16 protein-coding genes, 1 other RNA gene and 1 other annotated feature are annotated in these 22,230 nt (G+C 37.1%); of the genes, 11 read left to right on the top strand and 6 right to left on the bottom strand.

Going from position 1 to position 22,230, the window contains the following annotated elements; translation table 11 throughout:
- Window positions 1–12: 12 nt before the first annotated feature.
- A complete protein-coding gene (locus tag AAEY68_RS10035) occupies window positions 13–1,170 on the bottom strand; it encodes a chorismate mutase (RefSeq protein ID WP_007581410.1) in 1,158 nt (385 codons plus the stop codon).
- 44 nt (window positions 1,171–1,214) lie between these two features.
- Window positions 1,215–1,332: a sequence feature (Phe leader region), on the bottom strand.
- A gap of 192 nt (window positions 1,333–1,524) precedes the next feature.
- Here AAEY68_RS10035 and AAEY68_RS10040 point away from each other — a divergent pair.
- Window positions 1,525–4,539, top strand: a complete 3,015-nt coding sequence (locus AAEY68_RS10040) for a bifunctional diguanylate cyclase/phosphodiesterase (RefSeq protein ID WP_021032079.1) — start codon at window positions 1,525–1,527, stop codon at window positions 4,537–4,539.
- 12 nt (window positions 4,540–4,551) lie between these two features.
- On the opposite strand, the gene AAEY68_RS10045 is transcribed toward AAEY68_RS10040, so the two are convergent.
- Complete coding sequence (locus AAEY68_RS10045; RefSeq protein ID WP_007581414.1) at window positions 4,552–4,881, bottom strand: SUI1 family translation initiation factor; 330 nt, start codon at window positions 4,879–4,881, stop codon at window positions 4,552–4,554.
- A gap of 135 nt (window positions 4,882–5,016) precedes the next feature.
- Here AAEY68_RS10045 and AAEY68_RS10050 point away from each other — a divergent pair, with 135 nt between their 5' ends.
- The 4 genes from AAEY68_RS10050 (at window position 5,017) to AAEY68_RS10065 (ending at window position 8,958) form a co-directional block, all read left to right on the top strand.
- Window positions 5,017–5,322: an STAS domain-containing protein gene (locus AAEY68_RS10050; RefSeq protein WP_002962948.1), complete on the top strand. Its 306-nt coding sequence runs from the start codon at window positions 5,017–5,019 to the stop codon at window positions 5,320–5,322.
- Complete coding sequence (locus AAEY68_RS10055) at window positions 5,322–6,971, top strand: SpoIIE family protein phosphatase (protein ID WP_024593587.1); 1,650 nt, start codon at window positions 5,322–5,324, stop codon at window positions 6,969–6,971. Before AAEY68_RS10050 ends, AAEY68_RS10055 begins: the two co-directional genes overlap by 1 nt.
- A gap of 56 nt (window positions 6,972–7,027) precedes the next feature.
- Window positions 7,028–7,687 carry a GAF domain-containing protein gene (locus AAEY68_RS10060; protein ID WP_024593588.1) on the top strand — a complete coding sequence of 220 codons (660 nt, stop codon included), beginning with the start codon at window positions 7,028–7,030 and terminating at the stop codon, window positions 7,685–7,687.
- An 80-nt stretch (window positions 7,688–7,767) separates the two neighbouring features.
- Window positions 7,768–8,958, top strand: coding sequence for an amino acid aminotransferase (locus AAEY68_RS10065; RefSeq protein WP_024593589.1), 1,191 nt, complete (start codon window positions 7,768–7,770; stop codon window positions 8,956–8,958).
- An 80-nt stretch (window positions 8,959–9,038) separates the two neighbouring features.
- Here the strand turns inward: AAEY68_RS10065 and AAEY68_RS10070 are convergent, their stop codons facing one another.
- Window positions 9,039–10,241, bottom strand: a complete 1,203-nt coding sequence (locus AAEY68_RS10070; protein ID WP_010554637.1) for an aromatic amino acid transport family protein — start codon at window positions 10,239–10,241, stop codon at window positions 9,039–9,041.
- A gap of 215 nt (window positions 10,242–10,456) precedes the next feature.
- Between AAEY68_RS10070 and AAEY68_RS10075 the strand changes: the two genes are divergently transcribed.
- The gene (locus tag AAEY68_RS10075; protein ID WP_024593590.1) at window positions 10,457–11,350 is read left to right on the top strand and encodes a DMT family transporter; all 894 of its coding nucleotides are present in this window, start codon (window positions 10,457–10,459) and stop codon (window positions 11,348–11,350) included.
- 5 nt (window positions 11,351–11,355) lie between these two features.
- Here AAEY68_RS10075 and AAEY68_RS10080 read toward each other — a convergent pair whose 3' ends face one another.
- Window positions 11,356–12,234 carry a flagellar protein MotY gene (locus AAEY68_RS10080; protein ID WP_007581990.1) on the bottom strand — a complete coding sequence of 293 codons (879 nt, stop codon included), beginning with the start codon at window positions 12,232–12,234 and terminating at the stop codon, window positions 11,356–11,358.
- A 202-nt stretch (window positions 12,235–12,436) separates the two neighbouring features.
- On the opposite strand from AAEY68_RS10080, the gene rnt reads away from it, so the two are divergent.
- Window positions 12,437–13,123 carry a ribonuclease T gene (rnt, locus tag AAEY68_RS10085; RefSeq protein WP_007581991.1) on the top strand — a complete coding sequence of 229 codons (687 nt, stop codon included), beginning with the start codon at window positions 12,437–12,439 and terminating at the stop codon, window positions 13,121–13,123.
- Here rnt and AAEY68_RS10090 read toward each other — a convergent pair.
- Window positions 13,107–14,732: a flagellar assembly protein A gene (locus AAEY68_RS10090; RefSeq protein WP_350585879.1), complete on the bottom strand. Its 1,626-nt coding sequence runs from the start codon at window positions 14,730–14,732 to the stop codon at window positions 13,107–13,109. The two genes, rnt and AAEY68_RS10090, sit on opposite strands and share 17 nt — an antisense overlap.
- 263 nt (window positions 14,733–14,995) lie before the next feature.
- Here AAEY68_RS10090 and ssrA point away from each other — a divergent pair.
- The 4 genes from ssrA to rdrB all read left to right on the top strand — a co-directional run bounded on the left by ssrA (window position 14,996) and on the right by rdrB (window position 21,772).
- Window positions 14,996–15,352: a transfer-messenger RNA gene (gene ssrA, locus AAEY68_RS10095) on the top strand.
- Between the two features lie 510 nt (window positions 15,353–15,862).
- Complete coding sequence (locus tag AAEY68_RS10100; RefSeq protein ID WP_024593593.1) at window positions 15,863–16,447, top strand: hypothetical protein; 585 nt, start codon at window positions 15,863–15,865, stop codon at window positions 16,445–16,447.
- Window positions 16,448–16,452: 5 nt separating this feature from the next.
- Window positions 16,453–19,227 (top strand): hypothetical protein, encoded by a 2,775-nt coding sequence (locus AAEY68_RS10105; protein WP_024593594.1) that lies wholly within the window; start codon window positions 16,453–16,455, stop codon window positions 19,225–19,227.
- Window positions 19,220–21,772 carry an antiviral RADAR system adenosine deaminase RdrB gene (rdrB, locus tag AAEY68_RS10110; protein ID WP_350585880.1) on the top strand — a complete coding sequence of 851 codons (2,553 nt, stop codon included), beginning with the start codon at window positions 19,220–19,222 and terminating at the stop codon, window positions 21,770–21,772. The genes AAEY68_RS10105 and rdrB overlap by 8 nt, the downstream gene beginning before the upstream one ends.
- A 94-nt stretch (window positions 21,773–21,866) precedes the next feature.
- On the opposite strand, the gene AAEY68_RS10115 is transcribed toward rdrB, so the two are convergent.
- Window positions 21,867–22,166 carry a hypothetical protein gene (locus AAEY68_RS10115; protein WP_350585881.1) on the bottom strand — a complete coding sequence of 100 codons (300 nt, stop codon included), beginning with the start codon at window positions 22,164–22,166 and terminating at the stop codon, window positions 21,867–21,869.
- Window positions 22,167–22,230: the final 64 nt, after the last annotated feature.

The following is a 22,230-nucleotide window of genomic DNA, read 5'->3' on the forward strand; positions in this document are numbered from 1 at the left end:
TAAAATTGCTTATCAAGTATTAACGCTTACTGCCTGTAGTGACTCGCTTTGGTAGCATCCTAAAATACGTACATATTGGGTGTGCTCTTTAAGTTCTTCTAGCGCTTCTTTTACTTGGCTTTCAGCTAAGTTTGCTTCTAGGTCAACATAAAAAACTTCTTCCCACGGATTGCCTGGAGTAGGGCGAGATTCAAGTTTTACTAAATTAATCTTATGCTGCTTAAAAATCATTAACGCATCGGCTAGTGAGCCCGCTTGTTGTTTTGTCGACATGATCAAACTAGTTTTAGTTGGAATTTGGTTAGACACTTGTAGAGGCTTACGTGCAACAACAATAAAGCGGCTATGGTTTTCGCTTTGATTAGCTAGGTTTGATTTAATAACCTCAAGCCCGACGTTTTTCCCCGCTTGTGCAGAGCCAATTGCAGCACTGTATGGTGTGTTCAGAGCTGATTGTAGCGCGCTTGATGTTGAGTCACATGTTTCGTGTTGTAAATCACCTAAGCCCTGTAAAAAGCGGCTGCACTGCGCAAATGGTTGTGGGTGTGCAAATATTTTTGTTAGTTGACTAAGTTCAGTATCAGGGTTGGCGAGTAAGCAATGCTCTACACTGTGAGTTACTTCTCCAACAATAGATACTTGCGCGTGCTGTAATAAGTCAAACACCTCGTTAATACTGCCAGAGCTTGTGTTTTCAATGGGTAATAAACCAAAATCAGCTTGTCCGTTTTCTACTTTACCTGTTATTTCGTCAAACGATGTACAGCCAATTTCAACTAATTTACCCGGGCGGCGGCTAAAGTATTTATGGCATGCTAGTTGGCTATAAGAACCCTGACCACCTAAGTAAGTTACACGGTGTGTTTCACTAAGGGCATCTGGATTCAGGTTTTTTTGTAGCATTGCTTGTTGGTGTAAAACAGAGTCTTCCAAAATAGTTTGAAAAACATTATTCACGTAGTAAGCATCTAAACCTAGTGATTTACCATAACCAATCAGTTTCTCTAAAAGTGCGAGTTCACGTGCTTCATCGCGAATTGGCTTGTTGTTAGCAATTTTATATTCAACCACACCGTGGCTAATACGACGACGTTTAGCTAATAATACGAGTAAGTCGGAGTCTATTTCATTTATATCGTGTCTTAGTGCATTTAATACATCATTTGTCATTTTGGTATCCTCATTCCAAAAGTAAGCTGTTATTACACAGCAAAAACAAAAAAGCCTCCCGGTTGGGAGGCTTTACTATTCGATTGATTTTATCTCACAAACAGGGAAGCCTCTTCTATATAAAGAAGCTAAAAAACGAAAAAAAAGTGCGAGAGATAAATATGTTCATGCAGTTAATGTATGGAGAGTTGCTACCAATGTCAATAAAGATCTAAATAAGCTTAGAGTACTATTTATTTCCCTATATTAGTTTTTATAGAAAGTTTACAAATAATTTATATATATGAATGCGGATCTGGTATATTTCGTTAACTGGTTCAAATAATAACAATTATTAATAATTAAGGTTGACCCGTGGTTTACAGACGCCCTCCATCGCGTTTTGGATTGAATTCTTTAAGTGTAAAACTATCGCTACTCATATCCGCTATTTGCTTAATAGCTGGGGTATGTGCGGCTGCCTTAATGCTTAAATCTGAAGAGAAGCAACTCGTTTTTGAAGAACACGAAGTTTTAAAAAGCTCGACAGACTTATTAGTGAAGCAATTTAATGAGCGCATTAAAACAAAAGTAAATATTGCTCAACAAGCTAATAACGTAGTAACACAACAACTTTTTCAACCCAATTCACCAATTAATTTAAGCAATAAATCACAGTTACAATTTAATAGTGACGGTACGATTCGCAGTGCCTCGGCTGATGGTTTATCAGCAGCATTTTTACCACAGCAAAATTACTCTCCTTTTTATAAACGCCTATTTAATGATTCTGAGATGCTGTGGCGTATAATTTCTCCTACACTGGTACACGACTTTTTTAACTTTTATCTAATAACAGATGATGATTTTATTCGTGTTTCTCCTCCAAATTGGGCATTAAACGCACCTGCCGACTTTAGAGCAACGAATGGCTCAACTTATAAATCGATTAAAAGCACGCTTGAAACAGTAAGAGAGCCTGCATGGTCAAAAGTCTATTACGATACAGTATGGCGCAAATGGGTTATTAGCTTACTAGTGCCAGTTTATGTCGATAATGAGTTTTTAGGTGTGACAGGGAGCGATATTTCCCTCAACAAACTTATTTCATTTTTACCTGTTGGTGATAAAGAAAAACACCTACTTGTGTTTGATAGTAAAGGGCAATTGTTAGCACACCCAGATTTAAATCCGACCTTACTAGCCGACTATGGTAGTGATAATAAAGCACTCGCTACTAACGAATTTGTAAACCCAGCGCTGCAGTCGATTATTGATGATGTAATTGCGGTGAAATTACCTGAATACGCAAATTCGTTTGAAAAAAATGACGAAGCTCATATTATCAATATTCGTAAGATTGATGACTTAGATTGGTACATAGGGGTATATAAAAAGCGTTCATCGACGTTATCTGCATTACAAGATTTAAAACTGAAGTTTTTTGGTCTCTTTATTTTATACGCAATATTAGTTGCCTTATTGCTGCATCAAGCGCTTTATCAACTAGTCCTTCGCCGTTTACATACTTTGGTTTATGCAGTTACAAGTTTTGGCAAAGGTCAATTAACTACAGAATTCCCACCAGAAAACAAAGATGAAATTGGCACGCTTAATGGCTCATTTAGAGACATGACGGTAGAAATTCGCAAACTTATCGATGGCTTAAACCAGAGAATTACAGAAAAAGAAATTGCTGAAAAAGCAGCTAACCGTTTATCTAAAGCGGTAGCATTCTCGGGCACTGGCGTTGTGATCACCGATGAGAATTTTGTAATTGAATACGTAAATCCAAAAATGCTCGAAATGACAGGCTACCCAGAAAGTCATTTTAATAGAGCACCATTACTTAATATTATTGCCTCAGAAATGTCTATTTTAGTTGAAGATATAGACATAGATTTACGCAGCCGTAATTACTGGCGCGGTGATACATTAATTCAAGGCTTGAATAAAGAGCCAATTTGGGTGTCTTTAAGTGTTTCGCCAATTCGTGAAGAGGGCGGTGAAATAACCAGCTATGTAGCATCTGCACAAGACATTTCGTTTGTAAAAGAAAGCCAGCGTAAAATGGAGCAGCTTGCTTACTTTGACACCCTTACGGGCCTTGCCAACAGAACGTTTTTTAGAATGCAATTGCGTAAATCAATGGCATTAGCAGAACGTGGGCACTATGCATTTGCATTGTTTTACTTTGATTTAGACGAATTTAAACGTATTAACGATACATTAGGTCACGATGCCGGCGATCAATTATTAATTGAAGTGGCAAACAGACTTAAAAAACGTTTACGAGCCGAGGACACCATAGCGCGCTTAGGTGGTGATGAATTTGCAGTATTACTCAGTGGTATAGAAAGCCAAGCTCACGCGACTGATGTTGCCAATACAATTCAAAAAACACTGAATGTGCCTATAAAACTAGGTAGTAATGAAGTTATTGTGAGCGCGAGTATTGGTATTACAATGGCTCCGTACGATAGCCTAGAAGAAGATCAGTTATTAAAACATGCTGACTTAGCAATGTATGAGGCAAAAGCAAAAGGGCGTAATACATTCCATTTTTATAGCCAAGAATTGAACGCAGCTGCTAATGAGCGTTTATTTATTGAAAATGAGCTACGTATAGGACTAAAAGAAAAACAGTTTGTAGTTTACTACCAACCTCAAGTTGATAGTCGTACTCATCAGGTCATTGGCTATGAAGCGTTATTAAGATGGTTCCACCCAACTGAAGGCGCAATCCCTCCAGATAAATTTATTCCTATTGCAGAAGCGACAGGCCTTATAGTTGAATTAGGCGAATGGGTGCTTCAAGAGTCTTGTGATTTTGCCGTAAGATTAACAAAGCAAGGCTTAGAAAATAATATATCGATAAACTTATCGGCTCGCCAGTTCAAAGACTCAAGCTTAGTCTCAACACTGAGTAAAATGATAATTAGGACGGGTGTTTCGGCTAAGCGCCTTCACTTAGAGCTTACCGAAAGTATGCTAATGGGAAATGTAGAAGCTGCAATTACACAACTCCACGAGCTTAAAGCCTTAGGTATATCTATTTCTATTGATGATTTTGGTACTGGCTATTCGTCACTCAGTTACTTAAAACGATTCCCGGTTGATATATTGAAGATTGACCGTTCATTTGTAAAAGATATCCCTGAGGATACAAATGATATGGAAATCACTGCCGCTATTATTGCCATGGCGCAAAAGTTAAAGCTAGACGTGGTCGCAGAAGGGGTTGAGACAATAGAGCAGATGCAGTTTTTACAAAATAATAATTGTTTCATTGTACAAGGCTATTATTTTAGTAAACCAATTGCTGAGCACGAACTACCAAAATTGTATGAAAGGTTAAATGAACTCTCAAATAGCGAAGTAAGTAGTTAATAAAATTGCGGGTTAACCACCCGCAATTTTAACTTTAAATTTTAACGCTTCTAAAATAGCTTTTAGTTTATCGCGGTCATCACCTTGCACTTCAATAATGCCTTCTTTTACTGCGCCGCCTTGGCCCATTTTGCTTTTTATAGTTTTAGCTAACTTTTTCAAATCATGATCTTTTGGATCAATGCCTACAACTAACATTACGCCTTTGCCTTTACGTCCTTTTGTTTGACGCTCAATGCGAATAAAACCATCTTTAAAAAGCTTAGCTTCTAACTCTTTTTCTGGTTTTGGCTGGTCAATGCGCCCCGTACTTGTTGAATATACTAAGTGACTATCACTCATACCTTACCTTTATGGATAAAAATTAATTAAATATTGGCGTAAATGATAGCAAATTTGAAGTTGTGTGTTTTTCTTTTTGCTAAATACTTTTAACAGGTTATATTTAGTTCAAAGGAAATATTATTGGAGTTTAATATGAGTTTAACTAAGAATGAATCAGTCGATGGCACTACATTAACAATACAAATCAAAGGTAAATTTGACTTTAATTTAGTGCAATCTTTTCGCCAAGCTTATGCTCAAATGAGCGAAAAAACAGTAAAGGTTATTATCGATTTAAGAGAGACTGACTACATGGATAGCTCAGCACTTGGCATGTTACTTAACATGAAAAAAACAATTGATAGCCAAGTGAAAACTATTGAAATAAGCAATTGCCAACCTCAGCTTAGAAAAATTCTACAAATTTCACGTTTTGATAAAAAGTTTGATATTAGCTAATGATACATGTGTTAATTGTGGATGATCAGGCGCTCAATCGCATTTTACTAAGTAAAATGCTTGAGCAAGAGGGTTATAAAATATCAGTGGCTTATAACGGGCTAGATGCACTTAATGTACTTAAAAGAGAGCAAATAGACGTTGTTTTACTTGATGTTTTAATGCCTGTAATGGATGGTTTTGAAGCTGCTGAAAAAATAAAGCAGCAGTATAGTGAAGTTTACTTACCGATTATTTTTATAACCTCCTTAGAAGATCAAGCAAGTTTTGAGCGCTGCCTCGAAGTGGGTGGCGATGACTTTATTCATAAACCATTTGAAAAAGTTATTCTGCATGCAAAAATTAAAGCACATATTCGCACCAGAGAGCTGAGTAAAAAAGCAAACCAGCAAAAAAAATTGCTTGAATATCATCATAATCAAATTGAACGTGAACACGAAATAATTGAGCATATTTTTAATAACTCATTAGAAAACCAAGGTAAGTTTAAAGAGTATTTAGATTTTAATTTATCACCTGCCTCTATGTTTAACGGCGATATGTTTTTAGTAGCGCAAAGCCCAATCGGTAATTTGTATTGCATGTTGGGAGATTTTACGGGGCACGGCCTAGCTGCGGCTATTGGTGCATTACCAACTTCTCGTGTGTTTTATACTATGGTACAAAAAGGCATGGCGGTTAACGATATTGCCAGCGAGCTAAATACACTACTGTACAACCTCCTACCTGGGCATATGTTTTGTGCTGCAACCATTATAGAGCTTAGTGCATCAGGTAAAAGTGTTTCTGCATGGATGGGCGGCCTTCCAGATGCGTACCTAATAGATAAAGACGGTAATGTAAAACAAACATTAGAATCGCAGCATATGGCGCTGGGGATTTTAGATGAACAAGAATTTGAATATGAAGTTATTCATTTTGAAACAAATAGTAATACACGCCTAGTATTAGCAACCGACGGTATTATAGAAACAGCAAACAAAGAGGATATATTTTTTGGGGAAGAGCGTTTTTTACAAACCTTAAAAAGTAAATCGATGATTAGTAGTGAAGACATAGTTGCTAATGTTACTAAGTTTGCAGATGGTACTAAGCAGCAAGACGATTTAAGCATTGTTTTACTAAACTGCCTGCCTTTAATTCCCGTGGAACAAGAGCGAGAAGCATTTTCTACTTTGGCTTTTAATTTGTCTTTGAGCTTAAACTCAGAGCAAATAAAAAAAACAGACCCCGTTTACGACGTCGTTAATATTTTAAGTAGTGTTGAGGGGCTAAATACTCATCGTTCTAATATATTTTTACTGTTGTCTGAGGCTTATAATAATGCGCTTGATCATGGTGTATTAGGACTTAACTCAGAAATTAAAAAACAAGAGGACGGCTTTTTTCGATATTACGAGTTGAGAGAGGCAGCCCTTGCTAAACTTACAGATGCCATGATTATTATTGATATGCGCTATTGCCCCGACACGCTCAGTTTATATTTTATTATTTGTGATTCAGGCCGAGGGTTTAGTAGTAAGCACGATGAGTTGGCAAAGGCTAATAACGAATTTGGCAGAGGGGTGTCTTTATTAGAAGAAATAGCCGAAAAAGTCACTTATAACGCCAGTGGTAACCAAGTTGAAATGTGCTACAAGTTGAGCTAGCTCTGTAAAAATATCCATGCTATTATTCTCGAAACTTTAGATGTATGGATGGCCAAATGATTTCTTCTTACTTAAAACAAGCACAACTTAGTGCTAATCCAGCTTTGATTTCAACAGAGCTTGAAAAGCTTGATCTACATTTAGCAAACACTGCTTTGCCTGATGTGTGTTGGGAGTATCAAATACCAGAGCTTGGCGAGGGCGGTGCATGTAGTTTATTTGGTTACTTACAAGATGAGCCATTCAAATTAACTGACTATATTAAAAATGATGAGCAAACACAGTTTAAGCTGGCTACTTTACAAAGTATTGTAAGCTACATTGAGCAGCAAACGGGCGTTGATTGGTATGGTATTTATCAATCAACTAATACCCCCGAAGGTAATCAACTATTAAAATTGGCTTATCATGGTGCGCCTAGTCGTCCGTTGTTTCCTTTAACGCAAGCATTTGCGGCTGGCAGTAACAACGTACAGGTTGCGCTATCTCACAAGGGCCGCATTATTAATAACGTTGAGGCGTATTTATCACAAGGTGGTGAATACTACACATGCGATCCTAAAGTTAAATCAGAAACTTGCCTACCTTTATTTAATGCACAAAATGAATGCGTTGGTATTGTGGATGCAGAAGCCTTTAAAAATGATTTTTTTGATGAAAAGACGCTTGCCGTTTTAATTGCATGTTGTATTAAAATTCCTCACTTTCTAGTGTAAATAACGCTAGTCAATATGATGTGCTTTTATGTTAAGCTTAGCTTAACAGCTAACCCCTAAATAACGATAAGAGATAGCCAATGTTCTCAGTATTAAAACCATTACCAACAGATCCTATTCTTGGCCTTATGGCGGCCTATAAACAAGATACAAACCCTAATAAAATTGATTTAGGTGTAGGTGTCTACAAAGATGAGCAAGGCAATACACCGGTTCTTAAAGCGGTTAAAAAAGCTGAAGCGTTTCGTCTTGAAAACGAAATGAGCAAATCTTACATTGGTTTAGCGGGTAATTTAGATTACTGCCAAAAAATGGAGCAGTTACTATTAGGTGAGCATCAAGTATTACTAGCTAACCGCGTACGTACCGCGCAAGCTCCTGGTGGTACGGGTGCACTTCGTGTTGCAGCTGAATTTATTAAGCGTTGTAATACAGACGCGACTGTTTGGGTAACTAACCCAACATGGGCTAACCATATTAGCTTGTTTGAAGCTGCAGGCTTAACAGTAAAAGAATACCCATATTACGATTACGAAAATAAAGATTTATTGTTTGATGAAATGATCAACACACTTAAACAAGTGCCTAAAGGTGATGTGGTTTTACTGCATGCATGTTGTCATAACCCAAGCGGTATGGATTTAAACGAAACACAGTGGAACACAGTTGCCGAACTTGCAAAAGAAGTTGGCTTTACACCACTTGTTGATATTGCATACCAAGGCTTTGGTGCCTCACTTGAAGACGATGCACGTGGCTTACGTATTTTAGCCGATGCAGTAGAAGAGCTAATTATTTGTTCTTCATGTTCTAAAAACTTTGGCTTATACCGCGAGCGTATTGGTGCATGTTCACTAATTGCAAAAGACAGCGCAACAGCAGATATTTCAAACTCTGTAATGCTAAGCGTTGTACGTAGCATTTACTCAATGCCGCCAGCGCATGGTGCTGACATTGTTAATACTATTTTAAGCAGTACAGAGCTTACACAATTGTGGCACTCTGAGCTTGATGAAATGCGTAGTCGTATAAATGGCTTACGTAGCTTAATTAAAGAAAGCTTAGCAACTAAAGATATTGCTCAAGACTTCTCATTTATTGAACGCCAAAACGGTATGTTTTCTTTCTTAGGTATTAATAAAGAGCAAATTGCTCGCCTACAAAAAGAATACGGCATTTACATAGTTGGCTCTAGCCGCGTAAATGTTGCAGGTGTTAGTCATTCAAATATTGAATACTTTTCAAATGCTGTAGCTGACGTTTGTAAATAAACGCAGTTAATATAAAAAACCGCACATCATAATGATGTGCGGTTTTTTATTATCTAAATTTAAACAAAAAGCAGCAATCTTTAACCGATAGCAGGAATAAGCCCCGCCATTTGCATAAACTGCGCAGCAATAATAGTTATGCCACATATAGCTGCTATACCAAGCCCAACATTCCCACTTTTAACTTGGTAGCCTGTTTTATTTGATGTTGTACGCTGTTTATAAACCATTGCTACAGGCAAAAATATTGCCAGTACAACAAGTGCTATTGCAGCGTACCCTAAGGCCATAATAAAGCCCTGAGGATAAAACAATGCAAAGCCAAGTGGCGGAATAAACGTAATTAAGGCCGTTTTAATTCGGTCCGTTTTATTGTCACCCTTTTTAAATGCATCAGCAAAAAAATCAAATAACCCTAAACTCACCCCTAAAAATGATGTCGCAAGTGCTAAGTCAGCAAATAACTTAACGGCCGTTGCCACACTTGGGTTATGCGCAATACTTGCCACGCTAGATACAAACCCATTAAGACCTTGGCTGTTGAGTAAATCAGCTTGACTCATAATACCTTGGCTAAGTAGTTGCCAAAAAATATAAATAACTAAAGGTAGGGCGGCTCCAGCAATCATTACTTTGCGCAGTACTTTTATTTCAACACCAACATATTTAACAATAGAGGGGATAGAACCATGAAAGCCAAACGAAGTAAATATAACCGGTATAGCTGAAAGGATTAATCCTTGCTCCACAGGCATCTCTAATAAGTGCTTACCCTGCACATAAGGGGTAAGCATGTAAAACAAACTAGCTAATACAATAATTTTTATTGTAAATAACACTCTGTTTAGTTTATCTACCTTGCTAGTGCCTAGCGTTACCACACTTGCAATAATAACAGCGAGAATAACAGAGCCAAACTGTGGGGCTATATTTACATCAAAGCCTATATTTATACGCGCTTGGAGTTGTGCACCACCACCTGCAATATAAGCAGCGCATAAAGCGTAAAATAAAAAAACCATCGAAAAATTCGCAATATATTGTCCGCGCTTTCCAAGCCATAATTTAGCCAATGTATTTAACGTTGCATCGCGTGGTGCATATTGGTGTAGCTCTAACATGAGTAGTGCGGTGTAGGTCATTAGTAACCAGCTAGCAATTATTAATGCAAGTGCAGTACTAAACCCAAGCCCGGCAGATGCAATTGGCAATGCCAACATACCCGCACCAATAGTGGTGCCTGCAACAATTAACATGCTTCCAGTTGTTTTATTTTTAAGCACTTAATTACCTTAATTATTATTAATATTGATGCACCATATAACTAGTTGCTCAAATCTCAAATAGTTTTGTAATAAAAGAGCAGTATTAAAATGTAACTTACAATTTACAACTGTATTTATTAAGGACTTTAGTGTTTAAAAAGTACTAAAACACAGTAGTGAGCGTATAATTTATTCTTTGTTTTATTCATTCATATAAAGCGTAGGGATGGCACGTGCCAGTTAAAGTATCGTATTTTTTAATGGTTCTTATATGGTCCACTACACCACTGGGTATAGTGTGGAGTAGTGAAACTGTATCGCCAACACTTGCAGTGTTAATGCGAATGCTGGTGGGGCTATTGTTAGGCGGCTTAATTGTTGCCATTACAAATATTAGAGTGCCTTGGAGCAAAAATGCATGCTTACTTTATTTTTATTCGAGTATAGGTATTTTTGGCGGTATGTTGTTGAGCTATATGGCAGCTAAAACAGTCCCTTCTGGTATTATTTCGCTTATGTTTGGCCTTGCACCTATTTTGTCGGGGTTGCTTGCTCAGCAATTATTAAATGAACCTAAATTTAGCCCGATTAAATTAGTTGCGTTAGCGTGCGCCTTAATTGGCTTATATTTTGTTAGTTATAACCAAGTACAAAACTCGCAAACTCAAGGGCTCGGGTTGCTTTATGTGTTTATGGCTGTCTGCTTTTTTAGTTTAAGTGGTGTGATGATCAAGCGCGTACAGATTGCGATTCACCCTATGGCAACAACATTTGGTGCCTTAGTTTTTGTAACCCCACTCTTTTTTATTGCTTGGTGGTTATTCGATGGCGAGTTGCATATACAAAACTGGAGTGCAAAATCATTGTGGGCTATTGGTTATCTAGGAATATTTGGATCTTTAGTGGGGGCTTTGGCGTATTTTCATGTGCTGCAAAACCTAAATGCAAGCACGGTATCACTTACTACACTTATAACTCCTAGCTTTGCGTTAGGTTTGGGAGCTTGGCTAAATAATGAGTCATTAAGCCAAGAACTAATAATTGGTGCGGTTATTATTTTAATTAGTCTAGGTTTTTTCCAATTTGGTGATAAGTTTTTAAAGCGAAAGAAAGTAAGCGCAAATTAACTTTACTACATTTTTTCAATTTGAATAATTAAACGACGGTTTTTGTCTCGGCTTAAAATGTTATCGTTATTATCAACAAAGCGTTTTTCGCCCAAACCGGTTGTTTGTACTTTTGCTTCATCAACACCCAAGCTCACCATATAATCTTTTATAGTTTTGGCGCGCTTGCGCGATAAATCTAAGTTATTCCAGCGTCCGCCATAACTATCGGTGTATGAGTCAATACTAATGGACTCTATGCTTGCATCATTTTTTAAATACTCAGCAATCTTATCAAGACGTTGTTGCGAGGATTTAGTTAATTTACTGCTGTTAGATTGATAGTTCATTACAGTAAACGAAATATCTTCAAAGCTGTAAGGGAGTAGCTCATCACGGCATTGTAAAAAAGCCCAGTAAGCTTGTTTAAAGTTTACGCTCGATATACCAACGGCAATTTTATCGGCACTGTTTTGCCAGTCTTGATAATAAAAAGTAGGGTAGTAGCCTTTTTCAAGCTCGGTAAGCATTTCCCATGCGGTTTTATTGCCTAGCTCGCCATCAAACTTTTTAAGTAATTTCATATTTGCAATATCGCGAGCGGGCAATCCTGCACGCCATGTAGGTGGCACTGCTTTTAAACCTGCAATTGCGTAGTTATCTGGGCGTACAACCATATCTAAATTAAATGTTAAGTTTTTATTTTTACTTGCTGAAGCTTTAAAAATAGCTTCCCCATAATAAGGAACTTCATGATTTAATTGGCATTGTAAGCGCGTGGTTTTAACGACTTCCCAGTTGGAGTTGTCTTGGGTTGCTGTATATTGGCGCATAGCAGCTTGCGAGTGAGTACTGTAAAGTACTGCACTTATACTAAGGCTAATAAATAACAACTTATACTTCATGGTGCTCTCCAGCTATCCGGGAATGCCAATAATTTGGCAAATTAACGACTGCAATGATTAGTTTGTTCTCTACATAACTAACTTATAAGTTAAAGCAAGTTATGTGCCTACAATTTTAAAGCAATAAATACTTAAATCCCCTAGCCTAGGGGGCATCAATTTTGACATAATAGTCAGCTTACACGTATAAACAAAGAAGACTATGGCAAATACTGAGCAAACACCTTTCGCAAAACGCTTTCGTGGATTTTTTCCTGTTGTTATTGATGTTGAAACTGCAGGTTTTAACAAAGAAACAGATGCCTTGTTAGAAATAGCAGCTTCTGTTTTAAAAATGGATGACGAAGGACTGCTCAGCATAGATCATACTGTTCATTTTCATGTTCAGCCATTCGAAGGCGCTAATATAGAACAAGCAGCCATCGACTTTAACGGTATAGACCCGTTTTCACCATTACGTGGCGCAGTACCTGAAGATGAAGTAATTAAAGAAATATGTAAAGTAGTACGCAAAGCGCAAAAGGCTGCTGGGTGCCAACGCTCAGTTATTGTGGCGCATAATGCCGCATTCGATCATGGCTTTTTAAATGCAGCAATAGAGCGTAATAACATTAAGCGTACGCCATTTCACCCGTTCGTAAGCTTTGATACAACATCTTTAGCGGGTTTAGCGTTAGGGCAAACTGTATTAGCAAAAGCATGTAGAGCGGCTGGTATCGAGTTTGATAACAGCCAAGCGCACTCAGCGCTTTACGACACAGAACGTACAGCTGAGCTTTATTGTTTAATAGTAAACCGCTGGCAGCAATTAGGTGGTTGGCCATTAGCGCCACTAGATGACGCTGAAGTTGAAACTGAAAATGACGAAGAAACTAAAACGTCTGAGTGATTTTACCCTCAGTTAGCTTAACTAGGTGGGGCGGGTAAATACGCGAAAATTGTTTAGAATCTTTCGCTATTTTAAGCTCCACACCAGGGTGCATTAATTCATTTACTTTTAAGCGGCTACTGGCAAGTAATTGCACTATTTTTTGCTTAATAAGTAGTTTTTGACGATGAATATGCGCAGAGCGTATTTTTATATGCTTTTCATTTTCAGTTATCTTATTCATGAATTGCTGGCGCTGAGCAGCCCCCGCAATTTTACTCGCTTTTTCGCGAGCTTGTTGTAAAGCGGTTACTTTAGTCGCAAGTACTTTTTCAAAATCGGTGATTTGTATTTGCTTTTGGCGAAGCTCAAACCAGAGTTGCGCTAAAAATACGCGTGTTTTAGTACCGGCTGGCGCGCCTAGTTCACCCGTTTCAATGCGCATAGCATCTAAAATATTACCGCCAATAATTTTACCTCGCGGGTCATTTGCTTTGCCTACACGTATTAATCGCCTAGCACTTAAATCACAATGCAGAGCTTGGCGTTCAATAAATAAATCTTGTTCGGATTTAATGTTGCAGTACTGGGCATAACCAATAGAAATAGTTCGTTGAGCGGTTATACAGCACGTAAATGCTTCCTCGCCTTCACGTTTTCGGCCAATTGCGCCAAGCATTATGGTTACCGCACTTTTACTTTCAACAGTTCCTGATTCTACAAAACCAAGTACCGTAATATCACCGTTGGCTTTTACACGCATACCGTCTTTAATATCACCAGTAATAATTACGCTACCATCAAAATCAACATGGCCTGTACTTACATCTACGTTATCAAAGCATAAAACGTCATCTACACGCATACCACGGGGTAGGGCAACGGGCACACCTTTGCAGTCGGCAATAAGCATATTAGGATTATTAGGATCTACTTTTGTACCTTCGAAAGGCTGGAGTTGGTGATCTTTACCTGGTTTTGCACTAATTGAATCGCCAAATACCGTATAGCCTTCTTCTCCAGGTGTAGCTGCAATACGCTGCATTAAGGGAGTGCCAGGTTTTACGGTGATAATAGCGCCAAGGTTTTTCATATCAACCTTACCGCCTTCTTTAGCTTGTGGGCTAAGTACTCGGTCTTGAGCTGTTGAGCATAAACGTACAAATTTGGCATCGCTGCCTTCTTTTGGATTGCGCCCATGTGCAATTATGGCACTGTAAGAGCTTCCTGCTGGTTGCTCAAACTGCTGGCCTAAAAAGGTATCAAGCGCACGAGGACTTATTCCTTTTTTAACACCTGCATCAGCAAGTGCTTTTTGCGCGCCTTCCATAGACAAAAGTGCGCCACCTTTAGCTGTAGTTAATGTTGCTTCTGCGACCATGTTTTTTTCATCAATATTAATGACAAGCGACGCATCTACAGCTTTAGCAACGACAAGCGATACTTCCTGATAATTTTTAGTTGGCGCAAAAAGCTTTCCAATATTGGCAATGACAGCTTCGTACTCACTAAACTCAGATTGCTCTAGCATTTGCGTTAACTGAGTACTCGTAACAGGAAAACCACTATCAATAGGGTGACTTTCTAAAGAGACAAACCCTGTACTTTTATCAAATGAAAAAACCGACATTTATTAATTCCCTACTCTATGCCTGTTATTATTTTTATTTTTTACAACTAAAGGTTTAGAAATAGCAAAAACCTTAACTCCTCATTTGAACACAGGTTAAACACATTGTTAAGTAAATGTTTATATAGGCTTGCATAAACTAAATTTTGGTTACTTAACACGCGATTGGCACATACAATTAAAATAAAGCGTTACTAGGCCTTGAGTATCAGTACTTTACTCAGTTATACTGTTTGCACGCTCTGAATTGAGTTACTAATTCAGGGGCTGATTAGGATTCGACGGAATTCAAGAAGCCCAAGGTGCATGTCGAGGTGCGGTTTGCCTCGTTAAACAGCCGCAACCTAAAGTAATCGCAAACGACGATAACTACTCTCTAGCAGCTTAGGCTGGCTAGCGCTCCTTCCATGTATTCTTGTGGACTGGATTTTGGAGTGTCACCCTAACACCTGATCGCGACGGAAACCCTGGCCGGGGTTGAAGCGCTAAAACTAAGCGGCCTCGCCTTTATTTACCGTGTTTGTCCGGGACTTAAAGGTTAATTAAATGACAATACTAAACATGTAGTACCGACGGTCGAGGCTTTTCGGACGGGGGTTCAAATCCCCCCAGCTCCACCAATAAAGGTTTTTGAACTCGTTATTCGAAAACCATAAGAAACCCGCAAATTTGTTAATCCAAATTTGCGGGTTTTTTTATGCTTATAATTTTATTAATGCAATTGATTTGTTTTGTAGTCTCAGGAGTTAATAATACGGTATTGCATGACGGCTTAAAATTAACAGCTTTAGATAGTTGATTTATTAGATAGTAACCAAAAATATCTATATCACACAGTTGCAATTGGCAGGTTAATTAAACTTTTTAAAATTAAGAAAGTGCATTATTCAATATAAATCGTGCCAATCACCCCAAAGCCTTTTTGCCTTAACAGCTAAATTTATATAATATCATTTGTTAAATAACGGATTAACTGAGTCTTACAAAAAATGGAATTATATGTCACTCCCAAACAGACCAAAATCCCTCCATAATTTAGACTTAAGAATCAAGCACGTATTTGAAGTAAAAGCATTCAATTGCGATTACTGCTTCAAAGGTTAAATCCACTTACTTTTAGGATGAAATGTATGGCGTTAACAGATGCTGTTATTAACAAAAATGATAAACGACATAATAATGGCCCTGTAGTTGATGATGTTGCTATAGATGAAATTGACTTTTATATCGCTGAATACACTAAAAGGATGACTAATTTTGCAGCTAAGAAAAAGATCAATGAAAGGTTTACGTTTGTATCGCTTGTAATTGTCTTGCTATCAGCTGGTTTAATCTACTCACCATTCTTATTTGGTGTTGATGTTTTAGAGTATGGCTACTCAAGGTTGATTGTCAGTTTGTTTCTCAGTATTGCAGGTATGATTTTATTTGTTAGCTACTTGGTTAATAGACTTAAAGGCTATACCAGAGCATGGAGCAGAAATCGCTTAATGAAAGAGCAGCTGGAAATTTTAGTTCGCGAATATCGTTTGGGTATTCGAGATAAAAACGTATCTACAGATCGCCATTATATAAACATCGAGCAAGAAAATATCTTATCTAAATTATTCGAACTTGAAGTAAAGAATAGAATCGAAACTCACGCAGACATAGTTGGTGACTACATAGCTGTACATGAAAGCGCGTTCAGCTGGGTTAAAGGATTAAGGAAATAACAAAAATGACAAAAAATTACGTATTCGATATTGGTAAAACAGAATTTAAAGATGACTACTCTGATGGAGAGCTTTGGCAGGATCATGCCAAAGAACAATTAGTTCTTAACTTAGAAAGTATTTTAAAGGATGCAAAAGAGTATGCATATTTCCGTAAAAATAAAAAAGATTGTAGAGATAGTGGTAATGAAACTTGGCTATCTCATAATGCAATTTTAGTAACAAGTCAGCGTGGGTCTGGCAAAACTGTATTTCTACGAAATAGTAAAGCTATGTGGGCTGAAAGTAAGAAAGATACAAGCGAGTTGTTCTTTCTAAAAGTAATCGATCCCACTATGCTTATGGCTAATGATTCCTTTGCGAATGTTATTGTTGCTCAGATATATGATGCTGTAAGCAAAAAGCTTAATAAATTAACTTGCTGCGATGATAGAAGTAAAAGAGAGCGGGATACATTCCATCGTTATTTAAAAAAACTCGCTGATTCAATGGGTAAAACATCTGAGTTTAATGGCTCAATCGGCATAGATAAGATTTTGAAATATAGCTCTGGTATTCATTTAGAAGCTAACTTTCATAATTTTGTTGAGTCAGCAATTGAGATCTTAGGGTGTAAAGCAATCGCAGTATTAATCGATGATGTTGATATGGCTTTAGATAAAGCCTTTGAAGTAGTGGATGATGTTCGTCGTTTTTTAGGATGCCCATATATAATCCCTGTAGTCAGTGGTGACCTAAAGCTTTATGAACATATGACGCAGAATCACTTTGATGAAAAAGCATATGATAACAAATGCGATAATCATCGACTCAGAGAGGCAGGGCAGGAACTGAGTGAAGAGTTAACTGACGCCTATTTAACCAAAGTTTTTCCTGCACCTATGCGAATTTCTCTGTTTAATGTAGATCGTTTGTTGACGAAAATGATCATTGTAGATGAAGATATAAAACACATATCTTTTTATGAGTACCGAGAAAATATTTTTAATCAGTTCTATCATTTTAGACATAATGCTGAGGCTCGTCGAAATTGGCCTGAGCTTTCTTCTGCGCGAGAGTTTACCCAATTAGTTCGAACTTTAAAGCCTAGTGACCTTAATAAAGATGTTTTAACTACCTCACAAGAAATTGCACTATATAATCGACTAAAAAACTGGGCAATTCAAAAGAAGAGTGGTGAGTTATTGGCACTTGCTGAGACTGTTATAACTTTACTTCAGAATACTCATACAGACTTCGATATCACTGAGCTATTGGTATTCAATATCAAAGCGCAAATAGATGCAAATCTATATCATTGGGCAGAATTTGAAGTCCTTCAGAGTCAGGCTGAGTCGTTAGGCTCTAAAAAAGATAGCGCTAATAATTTAAGATCGCTAGAAAGCGTATTTAAAGATTATGCTCGGTGTTTACAGTCAATGCCTCCGCTCGAGTTCATTTTTGAAAAATTATTTATTGGCAAAAAAGTTACGGATAAAAATAATAATAAAGTAGATATAGATTCTTCGCATGTAAAAAAAATTGAAGCCTCAAACTTGTATAGAACAATAAACCCAAATGATCTTCAGTCTGGTAGCTATCGTGTTGATGATATATTGAAGGATATATACACTGAGTCTGAAATGTACTCAACGCTAAATAATGAACATCATTTTATATTTTTTAGTAGAGCTTTTGAGTTAATAGCCTTCTCATTCCGTATGCCTAAAAGTGGAATGAAGCAATTAGATCAAATATATAAAATAATTTCCCGAAAGCCATTTTACAGTCTAATAAAATTAGCTGAAACTAAAGTTGCTATTGATGGCGAGGAAAAATCTAATCTGAATTCGAATTTCAATGATACTTTAAATAGTACAGCGATAGCTTTGTATAGCATGATTACTAGCTGGCAGGATATGCATTCCGCACTTCTTCAAAATAACTCATTAACTAAGTTAGTAGCACTACTTTCTTATTCTTTTAATGGTGTTTTTACTGCATTAAATATCATAAAAGGAAATCTATCAAATAAGCTTATAGATGAAAACTTAACAGATATGATTTTGAGGTTTAAATATAATTTATTGAATACAATAATCAGAGCTGGAATTTATGGTGAGGCTATACAAGCAAATGTTTTAGTTTGGGCTCAAACTACCACTGTTAGATCTATATCGAAAATAAATAACTCAGAGCGAACGTATACTCGTAATTATAAGAAACTTATTGAAGAAATAGAAAGCTGTGATAAAGGCGAAGTAGCAAAAAAAGTAACTTTACTAGACGTTAAAGATTTACATGATGCAGTATCAGAGCATCCAGTATTCTCGGTGTTTATAAACACGGATAAAACAGTGATGACTATGTTGAAGGTCGGGAAAGCAGGGGTCGACGATGAGAATGAAAAGGAAGTAAACAGTGAATTATCACGTCCTAATGTTCCTGAGAAAAAAAGTAGAAGCCATACAATAAGGAAGCCTAATTTAAGTGAATTAGGAAAATGTGAAGTTCTTAAAAAGTACATTGATACTGAATATTGTAAAGATGTTGCATTTCTACTTCAATTTTTTCACCACAACACCAAAAATATCAATACTATCAGACTTAAAATAGAAGAACTCAGTTCAAGTGGTTCTATATCAGGAATAATAATTCCTCGGTTAAAAAGAATCGCTAAAGCTATAGATATGAGTCAAATCAAATCTTGGAATGATGAAAGCTTTATCTCCAATATAGAATCTCCGATTATTAGTAATATCTTAATTGTCATTCGCAATATGGAAGATTTAGATGCTTAAAACGTGTGACTTTAATATAGTTAATGCTGCATATCTATCTTCTGATCGATTACTGTTATTTAGCTTTATAGGCCCCCCTAATTACTATGGTGAAAAGGAGATAATTCAAAATCAATTATTAAAAGCTGTAATAGATTATCATCCTTATGTTCAGCGCAAACTTCGGAGTGATGATATTAATGCTATGTTGGATAGCTTTGGCTTATTGGAAGAACGCTTTAACGAAAAAAAATTACTCACTAAACTAGCAAAAGAGTTTTTACGCTGGCATGGCAATTGTTTTGTTGTTAAACCTGAAAAGTTAAGTCAGTGGCTTGAGTTACAGACATTATGTGATGGTAGTTGGGTAATTGGCCAAGCTTATGCTGACCTAATAAATGATGACGACTTTGACGCACTCGAGGTTGCACATTGCATTGAGCTGTTTCAATGCCCATTTGCATTACCTAAAAACGCTAAACAGATTGCTGATAACCATGTGCATCTCGGAGGGCATGGTTCTTTAAGTCCAAGTTTATTGAGTTTCTGTTTATATGGAGCTAAAACAAAGAAAAGTTTTAGTTGGCCTACACGTCCGGAATACATCGTTTGTGAAAGTGGGTTATTAGAAAGAAATGATTTAGCCATTCGATGTGCACTGATTGCCGATGAACTTGTGGGGCAAATATTTGAAAGCTCGGAAAAGCCAATCACTTTGAAATGTAACTTTAATTCCACATTAAAAGAGTTTGAATACAATGCGATTACAGGGATAGAGTTTTCTGTAAATGAATTTTCATCGCAACAGCTTATAAGTAAAGCTACATGCGAAGGTATGCCTTTGTCTAAAGCATGGCTATTGTATTTAACTGGATTGCTTGTAGATACAAGAATTGCAGCAGGAGAGCTACTGCCGCTTATTAGATACTGTAATATTCTGCGCAACTATATGGTTGTTTCAGGTGTTGGTCTCACTCAGTTTGTTGAGTATTTTAGGTTTAAGGGTCGTGAAACAAATTCAATCTCGTTTCAAGATGATGATCAACGTCTTATTACTGATATTGATAAATCAACATTCAGAGAATTTCGCTTTGGGCCTGCGCTTTTATTTAATAAAAATGAGACAAATTTAGCTCCTTGGCATTTTGCGAAAAAATTAAAGCAGCTATATTTAAGTTCACTATCAGATAATGTTCACTTAGTGGTTCACTTCACTCGAAGTGGCAAACGCGAAGACAAACTGCAAGAAGCACTTCGCATTAAAATAAAGAATCAAGTTAACTTATTACAAGATTTCACGCATTCAATTACCTTTTCTGAGCAAGAAATTACAACATTTAGTGCTTTATTTAAAAAAACAGATGTGTTGGTTGATCTGCGTAAAGCTATAAGAGGTTATGATGTGGCTGGTAACGAAAATGATTTACCGATAGAAGTTTTTGCACCAGCATTAAGAAAGTTAAGAGATAGTAAGTATCCTGTGCGAGGTATTGTTTTCAATAGACAGGTTAAGCCGCATATAACTGTACATGCGGGAGAAGATTTTAGCCATTTATTATCGGGTATGAGAGCCGTTGATGAAGCTGTCGTATTTTGTGATTTTCAAGAAAATGACAGGATAGGTCATGGTTTAGCGTTAGGTATAGAGCCTAAGCAGTGGGCAAAACGTCAGCAAACGGCTTACTTAACAGTTGGAGATCATTTAGATAATTTGGTGTGGTGCTATCATAAAGCGCTTACTGTAACTCAATCTGTTCCTAGTTTAGTTGGCGTTTTACCACTTCTGCAAGAGAAAATTCAATATTGGAGCGAGTTCTTATTTGGTGAGTCTCAAACTCCCAAACGCTTGTATGACGCATGGTTATTAAGACGCAATTGCCCGCTGCATTTAAAAGTTTATGAACAAACAAAATTTAATTTAACTGATATTATAGAAGATGATGCTATTTATAGCGGATGGGTAATTGATAGTAATGACTTCAGTAAAAATAATATTACTAGCAAGAAAGTTGCATTATGGGAAAAGTATTTACAGGGTAATTTAGATGGTGATTACTTTTCAAAGCGCGAAAAAATTGTCAGCATAGATTGTTTTTGTGATTTAAAGGTAGACACTTTTGGCTATGCCGACGGTCGTTTATTTGATTCTATTTCCCTTCCTGAACTTGACTTATATGAAGCTATTCAAGACTGGTCTATGGAGTATTATGCAGCTAAAGGCATAATCATTGAAGCTTGCCCAACTTCTAATATTTATATTGGTCGATTTGAACACTATCACGAACATCCTATTTTTAGATGGGACCCACCTGAACAGGATTGGCTTAAGCAGGGTGAAAAGTACAATCGCTTTGGCTTGAGAAAAGGGTCAATTACAGTATGTATCAATACGGATGACTCAGCCCTAATGCCAACCACAATACAAAATGAGCACCGAGTACTCCAAAAAGCTGCTGTTGAGCATTTTAGTGTGGGCGTTAATAAAGCGGAGGATTGGATAAAACGTGTTCGTCGAAAAGGTGTAGAGATTTTTAAGGCTAATCACTTAGATTGGGTGAATAAATAGTTATTAATTAAAAGAACTTTCGAAAACCATAAGAAACCCGCAAATTTGTTAATCCAAATTAGCGGGTTTTTTTATGGAATTTATAAAATAAAGTTTAAGTATTTATAATTGCGCGTAACTTCATTTTTATCGCAATTATAAAAATACTGAATAACGACAACATACTTATTAACAACGTTAGATTAAGTATTGGGTTGCTGCTTTGCTCATCCGCATTGGCTGGGGAGGTGTTGGTAGCTTGTGTGTTTTGCTGTTGCCTAATATAGCTTTGGCTGATCCAATCTACCGCGTTTATCCATTGTACTTTGGCGGGATCAGTATTGTTTAGCATCCCTATTGCGTGCTTATCGTTATCTAAGCTTTTTGAAAGTTGTATCAGTTTATTAAGCGACAATTACGGTGGCCGGTCTAGCGACAATTATCTTGGCCGGTTGATCTGATAAGGTTCGGTACAGCAG

This window comes from Pseudoalteromonas sp. RB2-MNA-CIBAN-0110, from assembly GCF_040309305.1.
Taxonomy (GTDB): Bacteria; Pseudomonadota; Gammaproteobacteria; order Enterobacterales; family Alteromonadaceae; genus Pseudoalteromonas; species Pseudoalteromonas arctica.

Bases quoted from the DNA above. Each gene is read 5' to 3' on its own strand.
- AAEY68_RS10105 (WP_024593594.1), top strand. From the start codon at position 16,453: ATGACAAAAAATTACGTATTCGATATTGGTAAAACAGAATTTAAAGAT.
- AAEY68_RS10045 (WP_007581414.1), bottom strand. From the start codon at position 4,881: ATGAGTGATAGTCACTTAGTATATTCAACAAGTACGGGGCGCATTGAC.
- AAEY68_RS10065 (WP_024593589.1), top strand. From the start codon at position 7,768: ATGTTCTCAGTATTAAAACCATTACCAACAGATCCTATTCTTGGCCTT.
- AAEY68_RS10090 (WP_350585879.1), bottom strand. From the start codon at position 14,732: ATGTCGGTTTTTTCATTTGATAAAAGTACAGGGTTTGTCTCTTTAGAA.
- AAEY68_RS10055 (WP_024593587.1), top strand. From the start codon at position 5,322: ATGATACATGTGTTAATTGTGGATGATCAGGCGCTCAATCGCATTTTA.
- AAEY68_RS10100 (WP_024593593.1), top strand. From the start codon at position 15,863: ATGGCGTTAACAGATGCTGTTATTAACAAAAATGATAAACGACATAAT.
- AAEY68_RS10080 (WP_007581990.1), bottom strand. From the start codon at position 12,234: ATGAAGTATAAGTTGTTATTTATTAGCCTTAGTATAAGTGCAGTACTT.
- AAEY68_RS10035 (WP_007581410.1), bottom strand. From the start codon at position 1,170: ATGACAAATGATGTATTAAATGCACTAAGACACGATATAAATGAAATA.
- rdrB (WP_350585880.1), top strand. From the start codon at position 19,220: ATGCTTAAAACGTGTGACTTTAATATAGTTAATGCTGCATATCTATCT.
- AAEY68_RS10060 (WP_024593588.1), top strand. From the start codon at position 7,028: ATGATTTCTTCTTACTTAAAACAAGCACAACTTAGTGCTAATCCAGCT.
- rnt (WP_007581991.1), top strand. From the start codon at position 12,437: ATGGCAAATACTGAGCAAACACCTTTCGCAAAACGCTTTCGTGGATTT.
- AAEY68_RS10050 (WP_002962948.1), top strand. From the start codon at position 5,017: ATGAGTTTAACTAAGAATGAATCAGTCGATGGCACTACATTAACAATA.